At 66.4% G+C, this 19268-nt stretch carries 14 protein-coding genes; 6 read left to right on the top strand and 8 right to left on the bottom strand.

The window, feature by feature from the left end:
* Window positions 1–323: 323 nt before the first annotated feature.
* The 3 genes from CTP10_RS17720 to CTP10_RS17710 all read right to left on the bottom strand — a co-directional run bounded on the left by CTP10_RS17720 (window position 324) and on the right by CTP10_RS17710 (window position 7203).
* Window positions 324–3185, bottom strand: coding sequence for a glycoside hydrolase family 19 protein (locus CTP10_RS17720; RefSeq protein ID WP_147316331.1), 2862 nt, complete (start codon window positions 3183–3185; stop codon window positions 324–326).
* 56 nt (window positions 3186–3241) lie between these two features.
* Window positions 3242–5578, bottom strand: coding sequence for a type VI secretion system Vgr family protein (locus CTP10_RS17715; RefSeq protein ID WP_271815863.1), 2337 nt, complete (start codon window positions 5576–5578; stop codon window positions 3242–3244).
* A 602-nt stretch (window positions 5579–6180) separates the two neighbouring features.
* Window positions 6181–7203 (bottom strand): DUF1338 domain-containing protein, encoded by a 1023-nt coding sequence (locus CTP10_RS17710; RefSeq protein WP_116323699.1) that lies wholly within the window; start codon window positions 7201–7203, stop codon window positions 6181–6183.
* A gap of 201 nt (window positions 7204–7404) precedes the next feature.
* On the opposite strand from CTP10_RS17710, the gene CTP10_RS17705 reads away from it, so the two are divergent.
* The 4 genes from CTP10_RS17705 (at window position 7405) to CTP10_RS17690 (ending at window position 13862) form a co-directional block, all read left to right on the top strand.
* On the top strand, window positions 7405–8349 hold the full coding sequence (locus tag CTP10_RS17705) for a LysR substrate-binding domain-containing protein (protein WP_116323698.1): 945 nt from the start codon (window positions 7405–7407) through the stop codon (window positions 8347–8349).
* A gap of 42 nt (window positions 8350–8391) precedes the next feature.
* Window positions 8392–8763, top strand: coding sequence for a porin (locus CTP10_RS17700; RefSeq protein ID WP_233528465.1), 372 nt, complete (start codon window positions 8392–8394; stop codon window positions 8761–8763).
* Between the two features lie 173 nt (window positions 8764–8936).
* Window positions 8937–9362: a PRC-barrel domain-containing protein gene (locus CTP10_RS17695; protein WP_116323697.1), complete on the top strand. Its 426-nt coding sequence runs from the start codon at window positions 8937–8939 to the stop codon at window positions 9360–9362.
* Window positions 9363–9455: 93 nt separating this feature from the next.
* Complete coding sequence (locus CTP10_RS17690; protein ID WP_233528464.1) at window positions 9456–13862, top strand: response regulator; 4407 nt, start codon at window positions 9456–9458, stop codon at window positions 13860–13862.
* Here CTP10_RS17690 and CTP10_RS17685 read toward each other — a convergent pair.
* Genes CTP10_RS17685 through CTP10_RS17670 form a run of 4 tightly spaced genes read right to left on the bottom strand, consistent with a single transcriptional unit; the run spans window position 13834 to window position 16652 of the window.
* A complete protein-coding gene (locus tag CTP10_RS17685; protein WP_233528463.1) occupies window positions 13834–14397 on the bottom strand; it encodes a TonB-dependent receptor domain-containing protein in 564 nt (187 codons plus the stop codon). The two genes, CTP10_RS17690 and CTP10_RS17685, sit on opposite strands and share 29 nt — an antisense overlap.
* Window positions 14354–14713: a DUF3325 domain-containing protein gene (locus CTP10_RS17680; protein WP_116323695.1), complete on the bottom strand. Its 360-nt coding sequence runs from the start codon at window positions 14711–14713 to the stop codon at window positions 14354–14356. Before CTP10_RS17680 ends, CTP10_RS17685 begins: the two co-directional genes overlap by 44 nt.
* Window positions 14710–16359, bottom strand: coding sequence for a PepSY-associated TM helix domain-containing protein (locus CTP10_RS17675; RefSeq protein ID WP_116323694.1), 1650 nt, complete (start codon window positions 16357–16359; stop codon window positions 14710–14712). The genes CTP10_RS17680 and CTP10_RS17675 overlap by 4 nt, the downstream gene beginning before the upstream one ends.
* Window positions 16359–16652, bottom strand: a complete 294-nt coding sequence (locus CTP10_RS17670; protein WP_116323693.1) for a DUF3649 domain-containing protein — start codon at window positions 16650–16652, stop codon at window positions 16359–16361. The genes CTP10_RS17675 and CTP10_RS17670 overlap by 1 nt, the downstream gene beginning before the upstream one ends.
* Before the next feature lie 695 nt (window positions 16653–17347).
* Between CTP10_RS17670 and fur the strand changes: the two genes are divergently transcribed.
* Both fur and CTP10_RS17660 read left to right on the top strand, forming a co-directional pair.
* Complete coding sequence (fur, locus tag CTP10_RS17665; RefSeq protein WP_199414745.1) at window positions 17348–17833, top strand: ferric iron uptake transcriptional regulator; 486 nt, start codon at window positions 17348–17350, stop codon at window positions 17831–17833.
* A 55-nt stretch (window positions 17834–17888) separates the two neighbouring features.
* A complete protein-coding gene (locus tag CTP10_RS17660) occupies window positions 17889–18164 on the top strand; it encodes a hypothetical protein (protein WP_116323692.1) in 276 nt (91 codons plus the stop codon).
* A gap of 4 nt (window positions 18165–18168) precedes the next feature.
* On the opposite strand, the gene CTP10_RS17655 is transcribed toward CTP10_RS17660, so the two are convergent.
* On the bottom strand, window positions 18169–19092 hold the full coding sequence (locus tag CTP10_RS17655; RefSeq protein WP_116323691.1) for a DMT family transporter: 924 nt from the start codon (window positions 19090–19092) through the stop codon (window positions 18169–18171).
* Window positions 19093–19268: the final 176 nt, after the last annotated feature.

The raw sequence follows: 19268 nt of genomic DNA, 5'->3' as shown, positions 1-19268 counted from the left end.
CAGCCCTACTACGGACGTCTCCGCCCCTGTGCCCCGCATCGGTACTCTCATCCTTGCGGAGGCCTTCCGCTTGGATTTCTCCCTTCGCATCGGGACGACAGGTTCCCAAGTTCCTTACTGAAGCCTGAGTCAAAGTCACGCCGCCTTTATGCCGGATGCCGAATGGGCCGTCAGCAGGCATCGCCCAAACTTGTCCCGGAGCATGAAATCCCCCCGGTTTTGACATCGATTATCACGATTACGACACGTCATCAGCGGTTCACTCACGTTCGTCTCTTTGACTCCCACCTGCCGGAGTTACCCCCCGACTTTTCCAACAACGCTCACCACGAGGACTCTTTACCCACGCAGCTTGTGGCGGTTTGAAGCCTGCTCCTGCAAGCCGACTTCGAGGGGCCGTCCCTCATCTTCAGTAAAGCATCGCGAACATCGATGGGCTGATGCTCGCGTTCTTGGCACACATTCCATATGACGTGAAAATTATTACGCCTATCGCCGTAGCTATCGGTGTGCAAATTTATGACAGCCGTAATCTTGTCTACGACACTATCGCCATGGCCAGTATCAGCTATCTCCGGTAGCTTGTTGGATATCCAGAAACAGACCACAGAGCGTACCGAAAATCGCATTTCGGAAACTAAATCCGGGTTTTGCACGAAATCTTCGCTCCCCTGAGGCCAGAGGGTTTTGTAGAAATTCTGAAACCCTTGATAGTTGGCTTTACCTGTGAGTTGCTTGAGGCCTCGCCCCCTATACTTCCACCCATCACCGCTCGCTACATTTCCGTTGCCTATCTTGTTCGCATATGCGCGATTTGCAATTGCCTGAGGGTTCGCGGGGTGCGCGGAAGTTCTACCGTACAGCTCTGCTTCCGCTGTATGACTTGAAAAGTAACTGAATTTTTGAATCAGGACGGAAGATCGATAGTTTAAATTTTCAGAAGTATTTAATGAAGCACCCGCCTCCTGTTTAATTTGCGCAAAGAAATGCGAAAGACGCAGTTTGGTGTTCAGCTTGTAATCCGCCAATATCGGGTTAAGTTCATCAGCAATTATTCGGAGATTTTCATTCGATGCGCCCGGAAATAGCATTTTCAGAATTTCCATCGTGATTTTTCCGCTCGCGGGTCTGAAATTCGCAATCAACGCAATCGGATGGATATGCTGCACGGTCGGGCTGGTCGGGAAGCCTGTAACCTTGCCCTTCACCTCGTCCCACCATTGCAGCTTCTTGATTCGCTGCAACTCGCGCTGCCAGTTATCCCTGGCATTACGCATCAGCGGCGTCAGCGCTTCCCACCGGCTCATGTCGCCGCCCCATTCGCTCTCGTAGCGCAGGATCACGTGCGATAGTGCCTGCGCGAGCGAGGGCACGTGCATGGCTGACTGGATGGCCCGCGCGGTGACTCTGCCGCCTCCCTTGCCCTTGCCGTCCCCGGCGTTCAGCTTCGCGACGGTCTGCTCCAGCTTGAACAACAGCGGGCTGTTGTTCACCGCCGCCAGCGATGGCTCGAACTCCTTCTGCTCCTTCCAGTTGGCCGCCCCCGTGATGACGAGATTGCGCCGGAACGCATCGGCAATCTGGATGCCGGTGGCATCCACCGTTTCGAAGCCGGGCCAGGCCCACGGGCTTTCCCATATCGTGCCAGGGTGGTTCTTCTCGCACACCCAGCCCCAGGCATTCTCGCCATCGGCGGTGCTAAACGGTAAATGCCACCAGTGGACCTTCTGGTCGTCGGTGGCCTTATCCTTGGCCTCCAGGGCGTCCAGTTGTCCGCGCGGATACCCGTTGGCCGGATCGGCAACACCTTGCAGGCTCAAGGGGAATTTGCTCCAGGCGGGCGTGCTATCCCCGGCATTTGCCAGATTCGCGCGCTCGATCCATACCGGCGGACCGTCAAACTGGTAGGCAACGCCCATACTCCCCAAATGCATCGGCTGCACCTTGACCCACGGGCCGCCGGTTGGACTGTCTGCGGTGAGTTCTGCCTTTTTCACCGCATAGTGGAGTCTCAACTTGCGATCCGCCGCTGGAACGGCTGTCACCAGCTTTGTCCCGGCATCGATCACCAGCAGGCTGCGTTGGTCCGCTGGTAGTTGCGCGGCCCTGGCGCGGCTTTTGGCAAGGAACGCGGCGAAGCCATCGTCGGCGAAGACTTCGAGGTGCAGCAACTTGCGCCTGGCGGTGGGCGGCAAGGGGGTGGCGGTCTCATAGTCGTGATATTCGCCCAATTGCCCCAGCGGCGTTCCGGCAGTCACATGAAGGGCCGAGGCGGGAATGACGACCTGATTGAGTTGCTTGGGCTCCTTGGTCGGCTGGTGACGGCTCAGACTGATCCAGCCCCAATCGCCCTTAGGGGTGACCGGCGAATTAGGTTTGTCGCTGTCATTCTCCCATGGCACGAAGTTATCTTCCTCGCCAAACTGGCCGCCGCTGGTCGTGCTGATCATCCCACCTACGACGATGCCCTTGATGTGCCCCCAGTCCCCGCGTCTTTCGCTGATGACAACCTCGCTGCCTTCCGGCAGGAAGCCGACCTGGCTGCCTGCAGTGTATTGCCCCTTCTTCTTCCCCGCCGTCGGCTCCGTCCAGACGAAAGCGCCCGTCGAACCGGGCGCGCTGCCACTGGCGGCAGGATGCTGATGGTCCTTGCCCCGAATCTTGAATGCGTCGACATCCCACCAGAAGGGCCGCAGCAGCTTTTCGTCGGCAAGGTAGGTCGTCCAGTCCGCCATGTGCATGTACAAGCTGTACAGGTCCTGCATTTCGTCGGCGGCCGGCGCCGCGTTATTGTTGGGCGCAGGGGGCAGGACTAGAAGGTGGCGCACCAGCACAAAGCCGGTGGAATACATTGCCCACTTGCCGTCCGCGAATTGCAGATGTGGACACCTATCATTGACGCGGTACGCGACGATTTCGCCGTCAGCGATACAGCGCACGCCCCCGGTCTGGTCTAGCCTGGACGCGGTGCCGCCACCGAAGTGTGCGCCGCCATGCGGGAAGCCGTTCACGCCAAGCGGAAAGAAGCCATCGTCCATCGATGAAAAGGCTTCGTAGAATTTTTGCGGGTCGGCGATTTCCTTCTTTTTGGCGTCGGGAAAGGGATATCCCCACGTCAGGGCGGCGCGAGTCGTGGGAGCGGCTGTGGGCGATGGCGTCGAGGCGGGATGCGGCTGGGGGGACATGTCTTGTGGCGTTCGTTAGCGATGAATCAGGAGTTGGCGCAATGCAACTGCCGTCGTCAGCCGGAGTACCGGGACCCGTGGCCGCCGGTATCCGGCAGGTCGGTGCTATAAGGAAGCGACGGCTTCCTTATCTCCGAGCCCGGCGTTTGCCGCTGCCAGGACATGGCCTTTTCATTCATGTCGCCCGGTGTTACCTGATGAATGGAGCAGGCGTCGATACGGATATATGAGCCACCCGCGCCAATCCAGACTTCCTTGTCCGCCGTCAGCACCAGCCTGCCGTCGGTGCTGGAGATCGTCAGGTCTTTCAATGCTGCCAGAGACATTTCATCGCTTTGCGCCTGAATCTGGACCTTGCCGCGCGCGGCAAAAAGCTTGATACCCAAGTTGTGCGCGAACAGAGACAGGGCATCGCCTGCGGCCATCACAATGCCCTTCAGGGCGCTGACGGCAAAGCTCGTGCCTGTCGCCACATTCACGTCCTTGCCCGCGCCCACGGAGACGCGATCCGGGGTCGCAAAGGCAATGCCCTTGGGCGCGGACAGCAGCAGGACGGCCTCCTTGAGTTCGTTCACGCTGCTCCTGAGCCACGCGTTCTCTGCCTTCAGGTCGACAATCTCCGCCTTGGCGAGGTTGGCTGCGTCGGCCAGCGTCTGTGCCTGCATCTGCACGGTCTCCAACTGGCGCAGGGCCACGCTGGTATCGGTTTGCTTGCCGTTCGCCCGCTGCTGGATATCCGCCGACAGCAGCAGGCCGCCGCCGGCGCGCACTGCGCCTTGCGCATCGGTGCGTAGTTCGAACCCTTCGCCGCGCTTCTTCTTCTTGTGGTCAACCAGGTAGCCCAGGTTGAGCTGGGTCTTGCCACCGTATTCGGTCGACAGCTTGATTCCTTCCTGCCCCTCCCAATCCTCGAAGCGCAGCTTGTTGTTGCTCTGCGTACGGATCACGTTGCGCGACAACCACCGGTCCTGGTTCGTGATCAGGTCCGTGTGCTGGCTGTTGTGCTGCACGTGCGCGATATACGGCTTGTTCGGATTGCCGTCACGGAAGGCCACGTCCACATAGGTGCCGTCGATCAGCGGGAAGTGGAAGCCCGTCTGGTTCGCCCCCGCGAACGGCTTGGCAAACGCCAGCGGCACGCTCTCTCCGCCGTTGGGCCATTCCTCGAAATCCAGATCGAAGCGAACCACGTAGCGGCCATCCTGCGTGAGGTAGGCATACTTGTACTCGCCCGGCGAGGTGATGCGCGCGCTGAGCGTGCCGGCAATGCGCGGCCAGTTGGCCTCGTCCAGAGGCAGGCGGAAGCGCCGGTCCGAGGGGATCGCCCGATAGGTGTTGCGGTAGGCCGCATCGCGCGCGCCGCTGTGGATGACCTCGGTGATGACCTGTCCGTTGGGCGCGTCAGGCAGCGCGTAGTCCATGCGCAGGATGCGCGCCGGGCACAGCGCCAGCACATTACTCTCGCCCGCGTAGACCAACTGTTCGGCAAACTCCGCCTCGTGGCGCAGCAGCGCCTCCCACTTTCCCCCCTCGAAGTCCAGGTGGTGCGTGCCGTAGACGTAGGACTGGCCGTAGGTTGTATTCTCCTTGCGCGCGACGTTGGCCTCGCCGGTGAAGCGCTCCCACGCCTTGTCGGGGTTGAAGTCCGCGACCCGGAACGACTCGGGGATGGTCCTGGCATGGGTCGTGAGCGAGAACACCGTTTCCTGCCCGGACTCCAGTCCTGCCGTCTCGCGGTACGGCACGCGCAGTTCAGGCTGGTAGAGGTAGTGGTCGATGTCGTCGCCGAACACGATCATCTCGCCGAACTTGCCGGGGGTGAAGTAGCAATACAGGCCCTCCTGCACCATCAGCAGCCGGATATAGTCCCAATCCGACATCTGGTATTGCATGCGGAAGGCGTGCGGCGGGTATTTGCGGCGTGTCTTGAAGACGAACCGGTGGCCCTTGAGGTCGTGCCGGCGCAGGATCGCCTCGATGATTTGCGGAGCGGTCTGCTGCTGGTAGATGCGGCTGGCGCGTGTGAGCCGCAACCGCGCGACCAGCGGCTCGACCACGATCTCGTAGCCACAGAAATCGCGGGTCTGGCGGGTCTGGCTGAAGTGGGTGATGCACCCCGCGAACTTGCGCGGCTCGCTGCCATCGGCGGGAGCGATCAGGAAGGTGGCTTCCTTGCCCAGGTAGTCGGCACGGTCGAGCGCAAGCGGGTGCGTGAGTTGGATGGTGACGACATAGGGGGCGCCCATCCGTTCCACCGCTTCGAAGGACACCACCGACAGCGCGGCGGCGCTGGCCGTGCCGGGTACTTCGAGGAAGTAAGCCTGCCGCCCGGTGGTCAGCTCGTTGAGTGCGCGGGCGCCGGGAGCCTTGAGTTCGTCAAATCCTTCCGCCATTTTTGTTCACTCCGCTTTCGCCATACCGTTACGCTTGGTACTTCGTGCCAGGTTGGACATCCGCTGCCGCAGGCAGCCAGGGATTGGCAATTTTGCGGAGCAATCGCTGCGCCCGCATTTGAGACGCGTCAATAGAAGTCGAATGGTAGGGAAGGGGGCACGCAGCGGAATATCGGACGATTCCGAAAAATAGTTCGCCTTGATTGGGTTCAGATTAATTAAATCTGAATCTAGCGGATGGATATCTGCAGGCAGGTGCGAGCGGACAAGCGAATGCCGGACCGCGGGAGAGCCCCGCGACGCCGTGACAATTTCTTGCAATGCGATTAAACGCTCAGTGCGCGCGGCACTCGCACAGATAACTCAGCACGTCCCACGATTCAACGTTGACGTGGGACGGCTTTGCGGTGACGGGCACCAGTGTCTCGGGCTGGGACAGCGGCGCGCCCGTTGGCTCAAAGTAATCGACGCGGTAACCGCCGAAGGATCTTGGCACCCTCTGCGCCCTGCCGAAGGCTTGAGGGCGCCGGTCTTGCGGTACATATCGTCTGACGCCAGTTGTACACAATCTGCGGAATCGACAGCTATCCGCTAATCCGCGCTCAACACGCAGCCGCGGTCATCCTGAAAATCCCCTGCGCATTCCCCGCGTCAAACCCGAGGTCATAACGCTGTGGCGCAGCTTGCGCTTCGGAAAAGCGCTCGCGCGTGATGAACTCGTAGAACGATCCTGGCACCTCGCGCTCGACGGCCTCGCCCTGCGCACCGACGAACGTGCGGCGCACGGTATCGGCGCGGAAAGCAGTCTGCTTGACGCGCCCGCTGCCCGACACTTCCACCTTGTCCTTCATCGGCCGGCCCAGCTGCTTCTGCTGCTCGGCCAGCGCGAACACGTCGTCGACGCGGTCGGTGGCGTGGTTGAAGGCGTTGCCTTCGGTAGCGATCCATGCCATTTCGGCCGATTCGCGCAGCAGCGCTTCGTAGTCGGCCAGCCGCGGCGCTGCGTGCTGGCGCTCGAAGCAAGGCACCAGCAGGCCGACCAGTTCGGCGCCGTCGGCCACTGCCAGCGCGCCGTCGCGCTCCAGTTGCCACAGCAGCGTCTGCGCGCGCGGCGCCAGCGGATCGACGGAGCTGCCGGTGACGCGGCCGACCGCGGCACGGAAGTCTTCGCTGAAACGCTCCGGGTGGAATTCGCTGACGAAGAACTGGGCAATCTCTTCCGGTGCGTCGGCGTGCGCGTACGAGCGCCCGGTCATGCCGATGCGGTCGAGCGGATAGGTGCCGTTGAGCACGTAGCCCAGCGGACGCAGGATGCGGGTAAAGGCGGCCTCGCCTTCGGGCAGCGCGCCGTTGTCGCGCCATTTGACCGTGCGCAGCGCACCGTGGTCGAAGGTGACCTTGCCGCCGGCGGCGGCGACATCGTCGGTGTAGGCACGGCCGGTCGGCACGCGTTCCAGGATGCCGCCGAACAGCACCATGTTCAGCGCCTGGGCGATCTCGGCGCGGGTGGCGCGGCCTTGCGGGTCTTGCGGCAGGCTGGCCGGCAGCGTGACCAGCGACATCAGATGCGCGGCGCGGGCGGCGCCGACGTTTTCGGTGAGGAGCGTGGAGATATTGGATGGCATGGGCGCTTGATTTGGCAACGTGAACCGGCGCCTGCCCCGGGCGGGGCAGTACGAATATGGCGGACACCGATCCGCAGGGCAGGATAGTGGCCCGCGCAGCCCCCGCACAAGCGCGCATTGCGCACAACGTTGTGCGCGGGGCGCACGAACTCCGGTTCCGGGCCGCTGTTTATACTGTCGGACCTCCTTCCCCGCCGCCCCATGAGAAACGACATCCCCAACCTGGGCGCGCTGCAAGCCTTCGAGGCCTCGGCGCGGCTGGGCAGCTTTACCCGCGCCGCAGCCGAGCTGGCGCTGACGCACAGCGCGGTGGGGCGGCAGGTCGCACAGCTCGAACAACGCCTGGGCGTGGCGCTGTTCACGCGCGTGCGGCGGCGCCTGGCGCTGACCGAGACCGGGCGCGAATACGCCGCGCGCATCCGCCGCCACCTGGACCACCTGCAGCGCGACACGCTGGAAATCAGCACCGGCCGCGCCATGGGCTTCACGCTGGAACTGGCGGTGGTGCCCACCTTCGCCACGCAGTGGCTGATCCCGAGGCTACCGGACTTTGCGCAACGCCACCCCAACGTCACCGTCAACCTGTCGGCGCGTTCGCAGCCGTTCTCGTTCCAGGAATGCGCCTACGACGCCGCCATCTATTTCGGCGACCAGTTCTGGCCCGGCACGCGCGGCGGCGTGATCTTCCGCGAAGGCGGCATGGTGCCGGTGTGCAGCCCGGCCTTTCTTGCCGACCATGCCGGCCATCCCCTCACCGATGCCGCCAGCCTGGCACGCTGCCGTCATCTGCATCTGAGCACGCGCGCCAACGCCTGGCGCGACTGGTACGCGGCGCAGGGCTGGGACTTCAGCCTGGCGGCCTCGCGCGGGCCGCGCTATGAGCTGTTCACGATGATGACAGCCGCCGCCGCCGCGGGGCTCGGCATCGGCCTGGCGCCGCGGCTGCTGATCGAGCGCGAGCTGCAGACCGGCCAGTTGGTGATCCCGCTGGCCGGCATGCTGGACGAGCACCAGGGCTACCAGGGCCACCAGGGCTACTATTTCGCCTATCCCGACGGCCGGCCGGAATCGGAAGCGCTGGCGGCGTTCCGGAGCTGGATCCTTGGCCTGTCGCGCGACATGCCGGTCGACAGCTCCGAAGGCTGACGACACCCGCTAGCGTAGCGCCCGATACAGCACTATTCCGGGATGCCTGCCATGGGCCGGCGCGAATCGGCGGGCGACGCGCGCTTCAATATCGCCTTTGCCGGGCTGGGCTACCAGCTCACGCCGGCGTTGCACCTGTCGGGCGCCTACTACCGCTACTGGCAGGGCGGCGACGTGACCACGCAGTTCCAGGACGTGCCGGCGCTGCCCGGCAGCGGCAACGCCGACAGTCTTGCCGTGGTGGCCGACTACGCGCTGTCCAAACGTACCAGCGTGTACCTGGAGGCGGACGCCGTGCATGCGCGCGGCGGCGCGGTCGGCCGCGAGACCGAGTACTGGGCAGGCACTCCGGCTGCCGGCGTGGACAGCAGCACGCGCGTGGGCGTCATGCTGGGGATGCGCCACCAGTTCTGAACCCGGCAGTCCGGGCGCGCTTTTTTTGCAACCTGGCGCGAAAGAATTACTTTGCCGCGTGCCCGAACGCGATGGGACGGCCTTGCGCAGCCCGGTGTGGCGCTGCTTGCGGTTCAGGCATGGTCATTGCGCACGCCTTATGTTCCTGCGTTCATTTGCATAAGGAGCCCAACATGCAAACCCAAGCTACCAGCAGTCAAGGCGCGGCCATCGTCGGTTCGGGCGTGGGCGAAGGCCCCGGTCCGGAAGTCATGGCGGCATCCAGCCTGGACGGTACCAAGGCGTACTCGTCCGACGGCGAACACGTCGGCAAGATCTCCGAGATCATGCTGGACGTGCCGCACGGCCGCATCGCCTACGCGGTGCTGACCACCGGCGGCTTCCTCGGTATGGGCGATACGCTGCATGCCATCCCATGGAGCGCCCTGGTGATGGACACCGACGAAAAGTGCTTCCGGATTGCCGTGACGGCGGATCGGATCAAGTCCGCGCCCGGCTTCAACAAGGACAGCTGGCCGGCCATGGCGGATCCGCAATGGGGCAAGTCGCTGCACGAGTACTATGGGCGCGACCCGTACTGGGTGAACCCGCCGCTGTAGGCCGCGGCGCAGGCTTGCATTGCGCCGCCAGGCTAGGCACAGTCTTGCGAGACGCACGCGCGGCGCAACGCCGGCGCGGCTCGGGAGACCACCATGAGCAGATCCGACGGCACCGTGCCGCAAGCGCCCGGCGCGGCCAGCGGCAGTGCCTCCGCAGACATGCCTGGCTTTCTCGCCGGGGGTGGCGAGATGGGCGCGCTGATCCGCGCGCACGACTGGTCCTCAAACCCGCTGGGGCCGCCGCAGGGGTGGCCCCACAGCCTGAAGACCGCAATCCGCATCATGTTGACCTCGCGCCAGCCGATCTGGATCGGCTGGGGCGAGGCGCTGCATTACTTCTACAACGACGCCTACAAATCCATCATCGGCGGCAAGCACCCTGGCGCGCTGGGCCAGCCGACCGCGGTGGTTTGGCATGAAATCTGGCCGGAAATCAGCCCCCTGCTCGACACCGCGATGACCCGTGCCGAGGGCAGTTTTGTCGAGCAGAAGCTCCTGATCATGGAGCGCAACGGGTATCCGGAAGAGACCTACTACACCTTTTCGTACAGCCCCGTGCCGAACGACCATGGCGGCACCGGCGGCATCATCTGCGCCAACAGCGACGATACCGAACGCGTGCTGGCCGAGCGGCAGCTCAACGTGCTGCGCGACGTGGCCGCGGCCGCCACCGACGCGCGCTCCTGGCGCGAGGCCTGCGAGCGCACCATGGGCGCGCTGGCATCGGATCCGCGCGACATCGTCTTTGCGCTGCTCTACATTGCCGAGCCCGGCGCCGCCGATCTGCAGCGCGTGGTGGCCAGCGGCATCGACCCCAGTCATCCCGCCGCGCCGCCCGCGATTTCGCTGGAAGCGGTAGCGCCGTGGCCGGTGGCCGAGGTCCTGCAGCAGCAACAGCCGGCGCTGGTCGGGCAGCTGGCAACGCGCTTTGCCGCACCGCTGCCCACCGGCGCATGGGGCGTGCCCACGGATGCGGCCGCGGTGATCCCGGTGGCGCCGTCGGGCGGCGCCTCGCATCGCGGCGTGCTGGTGGTGGGACTGAACCCGTACCGGCTGTTCGGCGAGCGCTACCGCAGCTTCCTGAACCTGGTGGCCGGCCAGATCGGCGCGGCGATGCATTCGGCGCAGGCTTACGAGGAAGCGCGCAAGCGTGCCGAGGCGCTGGCCGAGATCGACCGCGCCAAAACCACCTTCTTTTCCAATATCAGCCATGAGTTCCGCACGCCGCTGACGCTGATGCTGGGGCCGCTCGAAGAATTGCTGCGGCGCGCCGGCGGCGACGGCGGCGACAGCGCCGACGACGAACAACGCTCGCTGCTCGAAATGACCCACCGCAGCGGCCTGCGCCTGCTCAAGCTGGTCAACGCGTTGCTCGACTTCTCGCGCATCGAGGCCGGCCGCATCCGCATGCAGCGCCATCCCACCGACCTGGCAGCCTTCACCGCCGACCTCGCCTCGCTGTTCCGCGCCAGCGTCGAGAATGCCGGCCTGGCGCTGCTGGTCGAATGCGAGACGCTGCCGCACCCGGTAGCGGTAGACCGCGACATGTGGGAGACCATCGTGCTGAACCTGGTCTCCAATGCATTCAAGTTCACGTTTGCCGGCAGCATCACCGTCAGCGTCGCGGCCCAGGGGGGCAACGCGGTGCTGCGCGTGCGCGACACCGGTATCGGTATCCCGGCCGGCGAGCTGCCGCGCATCTTCGAGCGCTTCCACCGCGTCGAGGGCGCGCAGGGGCGCTCGATCGAAGGCAGCGGCATCGGCCTGGCGCTGGTGCAGGAACTGGTGCGCCTGCATGGCGGCACCGTCGAAGTCGACAGCGTGCAGGGCCAGGGCACCTGCTTCACCGTCACGCTGCCGGTGGCGTCCGCCGGGGATGTGCCGGTGGATGCGGCGCCGGCCGCCAGCAGTGCGCAAGCCCGCGCCTACGTCGACGCAACCCTCCGCTGGCCGCGTGCCGAAACACCGGCCATGACCATGGCCGCCGAGGATGCGCAATACGACCCAAAAGCCCAACACGCCCAACACGCCCGGCATGCGCCCGCGCCGGACGGCGAAGCCGCGGCCCCCGCCACCGTGCTGGTAGTGGACGACAACGACGACCTGCGCGACTACATGCGCCGGCTGCTGAACGCCGCGGGCCACCGCGTCGAGGTGGCGCCCGACGGCGTGGCCGCGCTGGAGGTGGCGCGGCGCCAGTCGCCCGCGCTGATCGTGTCGGACGTGATGATGCCCCGGCTCGACGGCTTCGGCCTGGTGCAGGCCGTGCGCGCGGATCCGGCGCTGCGTGATACGCCGGTGCTGCTGCTCTCGGCCCGCGCCGGCGAAGAAGCGCGCGTCAGCGGCCTGGGTTCCGGCGCCGACGATTACCTGGTCAAGCCCTTCTCGGCCCGCGAACTGCTGGCGCGCGTGGCCAGCAACCTGCGCCTGTCAGAACTGCGGCGCGCCACCGAGCGCCGCCTGCAGGATCTCAATGCCTCGCTCGAGCGGCGCATCACGCAGGCCGTGGCCGATCATGACCGGCTGTGGGAACTGAGCGAAGACCTGCTGATCGTGGCCGGTTTCGATGGCACCCTGCAGCGTGTCAGCCCGGCGTGGACGCGCACGCTTGGCCATGCCCCCCACGAGGCGCTCAGCCGGCCCTACCTGTCGTTCATCTACCCGGATGATCTGGTGCTGGTGACTGCGCAGCTGGCGGCGCTGCGCCACGACGGCACGCCGGTGCGTTTCGAATGCCGCCAGCCGCGCGCGGACGGCGCGTTGCGCTGGCTGGCCTGGACCGTGGCGATGGATCCCGCCAACGGCCATCTGCACGGCGTCGGCCGCGACGTCACCGGCGACCGCGAAGTCCAGGCGGCGCTGCGCCATGCCGACGAGGCCCTGCGCACGGCGCAGAAGATGGAAGCTATCGGCAAGCTGACCGGCGGCGTCGCCCATGACTTCAACAACCTGCTGCAGGTGATCGGCGGCAACCTGCAGCTGCTGGCGCGCGACCTGGCCGGCAACAGCGAGGCCGCGCCGCGGCTGCGCAATGCGCTGGCCGGCGTGGCGCGCGGCGCCAAGCTGTCGTCGCAGCTGCTGGCATTCGGGCGGCGCCAGCCGCTGGCGCCGCGCGTGGTCAACCTGGGCAGGCTGGTGCGCACGCTGGACGACATGCTGCGGCGCGCGCTGGGCGACGGCATCGAGATCGATACCGTGGTCACCGACGGCCTGTGGAACACGCTGGTCGACCCGTTCCAGGTCGAGAACGCGCTGCTGAACCTGGCGATCAACGCACGCGACGCCATGCACGGGCAGGGCCGCCTGACCATCGAGGCACGCAACGCGTGGCTGGACGAGGCGCTGGAAGAGCCGCCGCGCGGACGCGCGCCGCGGCTCGCGGCGCAGTATGTGTTGCTGGCGGTCACCGACACTGGCGTGGGCATGACGCCCGAGGTGCAGGAGCAGGTGTTCGAGCCGTTCTTCACCACCAAGCCCGAAGGCCAGGGCACCGGCCTTGGCCTGAGCATGGTGTATGGCTTTATCCGCCAGTCCGACGGCCACGTGAAGATCGTGAGCGAGCCCGGCCGCGGCACCACGGTAAAGCTCTACCTGCCGCGCGTGCGCGTGGCCGAGGATCCCGATACCGAACCCGAAGCGGACCACGCGCGCGGCGGCGGCGAAACGGTGCTGGTGGTCGAGGACGACGAGAATGTGCGCGCCACCGTGGTCGAGATGCTGGCCAGCCTGGGCTATCACGTACTGCGCGCGCGCGATGCACAGGGCGCGCTCGCCATCGTCGAGCGGGGCGCGCACATTGACCTGTTGTTCAGCGACGTCGTGATGCCGGGGCCGTTGCGCAGCACCGAGCTGGCCGACAAGGTGCGTGGGCGGGTGCCGGGCATCGGCGTGCTGTTCACGTCGGGCTATACCGACAGCATCATCGTCCACGGCGGCAGGCTGGATCCCGGCGTCGAACTGCTCAGCAAGCCTTATACGCACGAAGCGCTCGCGCGCAAGGTGCGCCACGTGCTGGCCAACCGGGAACAACGTACCGCGGCGGCAACCGGTGCGCCGCCAGCGGACCGCGCACAGGTGCAGGTAAGTGCTGGCACGCGCGTGCTGTGCGTCGACGACGATGCGCTGGTGCGCGCCAGCACGGCGGAACTGCTGCGCGCCTGCGGCGCCGAAGTGACCGAGGCAGAGAGCGACATCGAGGCGCTGGCGCTGCTTGCCGCCGGCACCTTTGATTTGTTGCTGACCGATGTCGCGCTGCACGGCGGCGCCGGCGGTTCGGGCGTGGAGCTGGCACTTGCCGCACGCCAGCGCCAGCGGCATCTGCGCGTCGTGTTTGCCACCGGCTATCCGCTGGTGCTGACGCCGGCCCAGCACCAGGTGCTGGGCGACGCGACGGTGCTGCGCAAGCCGTATGCGCCGCAAGCGCTGCTGGACCTGGTGCAGGGCGCGGAGGGGGCGGAGGGCGGCGCAGCGCTCAGAAGTCGACCGTCATCGACAGCTTGACTGTACGCGGCGCGCCCTGCACCAGGTAGCCGCCGTAGGCAGAGGCCCAGTAGGCCTTGTTGGCCACGTTCTCCACCGCGGCGCGCGGCGTGTAGCGCTGCTGCGCCGCCTTGAAGCTGTAGCGCGCGCCCAGGTCAAAGCGGTTCCACGACGGCACCCGCACCCGGTTGGCGACATCGGCATATTGCGCGCCGGTCTGCAGGTAGCGGCCCGACAGGGTCAGCCCGGCCAGCCACGGCAGGTCCCATTCGGCGTTGAAGGTGTAGTTCGGCACGCCCACGCCATGCTTGCCCTCCGTCGCAGCCACGCCGGTCTTGGTCTGCTTGCTGTCGATATAAGCAATGCCTGCGATCACGCGCACGCCGCGCAGCGGCTCGCCGAAGCCGCCCAGCTCGATGCCGCGGTTGCGCTGCTCCTTGATCGGCGCGACAGGAGGCGCGTTGCCGCCTTGCGACGGCGGCACGGCAAGGGAGGGGGTCAGGCCGGCATCGTCAGCCGGCGAACAGGCGGGCGCCGGCCAGCGCGGCCACGCCAACGCCGGCCATGCCTGGCAGCAGCCGCTGCACCAGGCGCGGCGCATAGCACAGGCCCATCACCACGGCGAACGCGCTGGCCGTCAGCGTGCCGAGCCACGACACCGTGCCCAGCGGCCAGCCGTCGGCGCCGATATGGACCGACCAGGCCAGGGCCAGCGCCAACGCACCGGCGGCGCGCAGGCGCAGCACCGCGGCCGGCGCCGGCACGCTTCCGCGTCCGTGCAGGTCGGCATGATGGCGATCGAGCGACAGCGCCAGCGCGACGAAGCCGGCCATCGACAAGGCCAGCGCGGCTACCACAGCGAGCGCGTTCATGCGGCCTCCTGGCCAGCGGCCACCTTGGCGCCGCGTGCCTGTGCGCGCGGCTGGGGCGCGCTGCGTGCGGCGGGCTGCCGGCGTCCCGTCATCCAAGCCGCGGCGCCCAGCGCGATGCCCAGTGCCAGCGTGACCAGATCAAACCCCGCCACGGCGGCCGGGCCCCGGCCTTGCAGCAGCGTTACGCCGAGGTGCGAATCCGTGGTCAACGCGTTGAGCAGCGGAATGCCGCCGAACAGCACCGCGCCGGCCCACAGCTGCGCGCGCCACATCGCGCGGCTTGGGCGAAGCTGCGCCAGCAGCGCGCACGCGCCCCAGGCGATGAAGAACCAGCGGATCTCGGTCTCCTGGCGTTGCAGCATCTCCACCGGCAGCAGCCGGTTGGCCCAGAAGTAGCTGGCGAAAGCGACCGGCAGCCCGGCGATGGCGGCGATATTGAGCGCCTCGACCAGACGCAGCCCGAAGCTGGGCCGCGCGCCCGCGGCAATCGCCCTGGCCTGTTGCTGGCGCGTGCGCACGGCCCACAGGATCGCGCCGGTCGCCACCATGGCCGAGCCGGCGAGCCCGCACAGGAAGAACAGCGCGCGCAGGCCCGGCGAAGCGAAGCCGGCGATATGCAGGCCGGTCATGACGCTGCGGGTCAGGTCCGCGCCGGGCTGGTCTTCGGCATAGGCCTGCATCAGGGTGCCGTCCTTGCCGGAGAACTCCAGCGTTGGCGCATCGTGCGCCAGCGCGCGTGGCTCGGCGCGGATGACCGACACGGTGGCATTGGCATCGCCCGGCAGGCTGACCACTACGCGCTGCGGCTCGGCGCCTTGCCAGCGCTGCTGCGCCTGCGCCACCATCGCGCCGACCGGCGCCAGTTCGGCCGGCGTGCCGGCCGGCTTGCGCTGCGGCGGCCGCTGCATCGCCTCGGCCTGGAACGCGCGCTGGTCGCCACGATAGGCGGCTTCGATGCCCCACGGCATGTACATGAACAGCAGCGTGACCAGCCCGGTGTAGGTGATCATCAGGTGGAACGGCAGCGCCAGCACCGCCAGCGCGTTATGCGCATCGAGGCAGGAACGCTGGCCCTTGCTGCGGCGGAAGGTGAAGAAGTCGGCAAAGATGCGGCGGTGCGTGATCACGCCGCTGACGATCGCCACCAGCATGAACATGGCGCAGAAACCGGCAATCCAGCGCGCCCACTTGGCCGGCATGTAGTGCAGGTCGAAATGCAGCCGGTACAGGAACTCGCCGCCGCGAGTCTCGCGCGCGGCTTGCAGCGGCGCGCCGGTGACAGGATCGAGCAGGCGCGTGTCGAAGCGGCGCGGCTTGCCTTGGGCATCGCTCGGCCCCTTGCCCGGCTGGTAGACCCACAGCACGCTGGTATAGGGTTGGCGCTCGTCAGGCAGCGAGATAAACCAGCGCGTGGCATCGGGCGCCGCGCTGTTCAGGTAGCGTACCGCGCCTTCCGTCGCCTGGGCTGCCGGCACTTTGGAAGCGGCGGCCGCGCTGCGATGCAGTTCGGGCCGCATCCACAGCGAGATCTCGTCCTTGAAATAGCTGGCGGTGCCGCCGCAGAACATCAGCAGCAACACCCAGCACACAAGCAGGCCAGTCCAGGTGTGGAGCCACGCCATCGATTGTCGGAAGCCTGTCCGCATCACGCACCCTGCCCCAATGCCAGCAATCCCCACAGCAGTCCGGCCGGCAGCGCCAGACCGGCCCAGGCGCGCCATGCGTGGCGGACCGCGAACACCCAGACCGCCGCGGCGGCATAGACGGCAAACGACAGCAGCGTGGCGGCGGTCACGGCTTCCGGACGCGGCAGCGGCAGCGACACCGCCAGCGCGGCGGTCGACAGCGCAGCCAGGGCATAGCCGCCGGCGATCGCCGCGACCGCGCGCGATGCCACGCCCGCGCGGTAGCGCCAGCCGATGGGATGGGTCTTGCTCATGCGCTGCCCTCCGGCGCGCCATGCAGGGCGCGCGCGCGTGGCAGGAACGAAGGGATTGAGCGGCCGGCCGGACGGCGGCGAGGGGTGCGACGCATGACGGGAATCTGAATCGGAATAGTTACGAATGATAACAATTCGCATTAAGATGCTCAATGGTATACATTAGGCACATGGGCACTGCCTGAGACCGCACCCAAAAAAATGCGAAGCCGGTGAAAATTTCACTTGTAATGAGATCGATTCCTATTTACTATTCGATCACTGCCTGACGCACGGTGCTTCACCAGCCAGGCAGCCCGGCCAGCATCGAGGCCGCCGCGGCAAGCGGCAATGCCCCGAACCCTGGCAGGCACAGAATTTCCGGACGCCGCAACGTGGCAATCCCACGCGGCATTCGATACCGACTTTTGTGGGGACCGCTCCGTCACGCGGAGCGTTTGGCAGTAGCCAGTCTTCGGAAGATCGGGAAAGCAACCAGACCCCGCTTTCCCGATCGCGTCTTCCGGAGGCAAGCCAGGCCGCCTTTTTATTCAGCGCGTCGTGCAGGCACGGCGCGCCGCCAGGGACGCCAGCGCAGCGCGCGGCCGGCCCTGGCGCTTCCAGCCTGAATAATCCCGCCAAGCCCTTGACGCCGCCCGTGCGTGGCGCCGGGCACGGTGCCGCCCTGCCCGAGGCAGGGCAACAGCAGCATCCCAATGTCATCCGCCATGTCATCCGAACGGTCCAGCCCGATCCACCTCAAGCGCGCCGGCCTGAAGGCCACGTCGCCGCGGATGCGGATCCTTGAAGTGTTCCGCACCAGCGCACGGCGCCATCTCAGTGCGGAAGATGTCTATCGCATCCTGCTGACGCAGGACGAGGATGCCGGACTGTCTACCGTGTACCGGGTGCTGAACCAGCTGGTGCAGGCCGACATCCTGCTGCGCCACACCTTCGAGTCCGACCACGCCGTGTTCGAACTCAATGAAGGCGGCCACCATGACCACCTGATCTGTGTTGCCTGCGGCCGCGTGGAGGAATTCCGCGATGAAAGCATCGAGCAGCGCCAGCGCCAGGTAGCCGCCGACAACGCCTTTGTATTGCGCGAGCACATGCTGGTGCTGTATGGCGTCTGCCCCGAATGCCATGCCAGTGCGGCGGACGAAACGCACCTGTCCGCCGTGCTGCCCACGCAAGCCTGAGCACGCCCGAGGTCCGCATTTGAAATTTCGATGCCGCGCCCTGACGGAGCCAACCATGGAGCGCCTGACCAAGCCGCTATCCGAACTGAAACGCCTGCTCAGCGTGTACCTGAGGCAGGAACCCGGCTGCCAGGACTGCCAGCTGCGGGCGGTGTGTGTACACCGGCCCGACCACACCGGCTGCAACTGGAGCGCCGAGGTCGATTTCCCCGAACGCACCGAAGCCGACGCCATCCGTCATTGGCGCCAGGCGCGCCGCGTCGTGATGATGGTGCGGGAGCAGTACAACGTCGCCGCGGCAGCGACGGCGCCTTCAAGGGCGGCTTGCTGACAGCTCAGCGCTTTGCCGCCTGCACCGCCGCGGCCGTCGGCGCATCGGCCGCTACGGGCCGCAGCACCAGCCACACCGCCAGGCCGATCAACGCACCGCCCACGGCGTGGGCCAACGACAGCGCTTCGCCCAGGAACAGCGCACCCCAGACAATGCCGAACGGCGGAATCAGGAAAGTCACAGTCAGCGAGCGCACCGGGCCAAGGTCGGCAATCAGCCGGTAATAGAGGATGTAAGCCAGCGCCGTGCAGAGCACGCCGACGCCCGCCATGGCCCACCACACCCCGGCGCCGGCATCGGGCAGCGTGTTGTGGCGCCACAGCGCGACTGCGCTGAACGGCAGCAGGAACAGCGTCGCGCCGACCATGCTGCCGGCGGCGACCAGGCGGCTGTCCAGGCCGCCACGCTCGGTGATCCAGCGCCGCGCCAGGAAGCCGGCCAGGCCGTAGCAGGCGGTCGCCACCAGGCAAGCCAGCGCACCAAGCAGCAGCTCGGTCGAGAACGCGACCGGGCCGGTGCGCGTCAGCACCGCCACGCCAGCCACGCCCAACATCACGCCCAGCGCCTTGGCGCGCGTCAGCCGTTCGGAAAAGGCCAGCGCGCCGATCACGACGCCCATCAGCGGCGTCATGGCATTGAACACCGCCGAATACCCCGCCGGCAGCCACAGCGCCGCCACCGCGTACATGACGAACGGAATCCCCGAATTGATGACGCCCAGCACGAGTACGGCCGGCCATTTGCCGCGCATGTCCCAGCGCAGGCCCAGCAAAGGCAGGCACGCAGCCAGCGTGACGGCGGCAATGAGCACGCGCAGGAAAGCGGCCAGCATCGGACCGAGCACCGGTGCGCCGATGCGGATAAACAGGAAGCTGGCGCCCCAGATGGCGGCCAGCGCAAGCAGGCGTGCGAGATCGGCGGGTTTCATGGAAGGCGATGGCGGACTGTGGCGCCACGGCGAGATAGGGGTGTCGCGATTTGACGCCGGTGACAGCACGGACGCAAGCCGGATCCGGACATGTGCATCCGTTCACATGCGATTCATGCTGCACATTAATCGTGGCTTTTTCGCCGCAGTTGACGGATCTACCTCACATTAGCGCG

Origin of the sequence: Cupriavidus sp. P-10 (assembly GCF_003402535.2) — a bacterium.
Classification (GTDB): domain Bacteria; phylum Pseudomonadota; class Gammaproteobacteria; order Burkholderiales; family Burkholderiaceae; genus Cupriavidus.
The sequence above is the reverse complement of the archived record's forward strand: the minus strand, read 5'-3'. Positions and strand labels throughout refer to the sequence as shown.

Coding starts and splice junctions, on each gene's coding strand:
- CTP10_RS17700 (WP_233528465.1), top strand. CDS start 8,392: ATGCCTGCCATGGGCCGGCGCGAATCGGCGGGCGACGCGCGCTTCAAT.
- fur (WP_199414745.1), top strand. CDS start 17,348: ATGTCATCCGCCATGTCATCCGAACGGTCCAGCCCGATCCACCTCAAG.
- CTP10_RS17680 (WP_116323695.1), bottom strand. CDS start 14,713: ATGAACGCGCTCGCTGTGGTAGCCGCGCTGGCCTTGTCGATGGCCGGC.
- CTP10_RS17675 (WP_116323694.1), bottom strand. CDS start 16,359: ATGCGGACAGGCTTCCGACAATCGATGGCGTGGCTCCACACCTGGACT.
- CTP10_RS17715 (WP_271815863.1), bottom strand. CDS start 5,578: ATGGCGGAAGGATTTGACGAACTCAAGGCTCCCGGCGCCCGCGCACTC.
- CTP10_RS17690 (WP_233528464.1), top strand. CDS start 9,456: ATGAGCAGATCCGACGGCACCGTGCCGCAAGCGCCCGGCGCGGCCAGC.
- CTP10_RS17720 (WP_147316331.1), bottom strand. CDS start 3,185: ATGTCCCCCCAGCCGCATCCCGCCTCGACGCCATCGCCCACAGCCGCT.
- CTP10_RS17670 (WP_116323693.1), bottom strand. CDS start 16,652: ATGAGCAAGACCCATCCCATCGGCTGGCGCTACCGCGCGGGCGTGGCA.
- CTP10_RS17655 (WP_116323691.1), bottom strand. CDS start 19,092: ATGAAACCCGCCGATCTCGCACGCCTGCTTGCGCTGGCCGCCATCTGG.
- CTP10_RS17710 (WP_116323699.1), bottom strand. CDS start 7,203: ATGCCATCCAATATCTCCACGCTCCTCACCGAAAACGTCGGCGCCGCC.
- CTP10_RS17705 (WP_116323698.1), top strand. CDS start 7,405: ATGAGAAACGACATCCCCAACCTGGGCGCGCTGCAAGCCTTCGAGGCC.
- CTP10_RS17660 (WP_116323692.1), top strand. CDS start 17,889: ATGGAGCGCCTGACCAAGCCGCTATCCGAACTGAAACGCCTGCTCAGC.
- CTP10_RS17695 (WP_116323697.1), top strand. CDS start 8,937: ATGCAAACCCAAGCTACCAGCAGTCAAGGCGCGGCCATCGTCGGTTCG.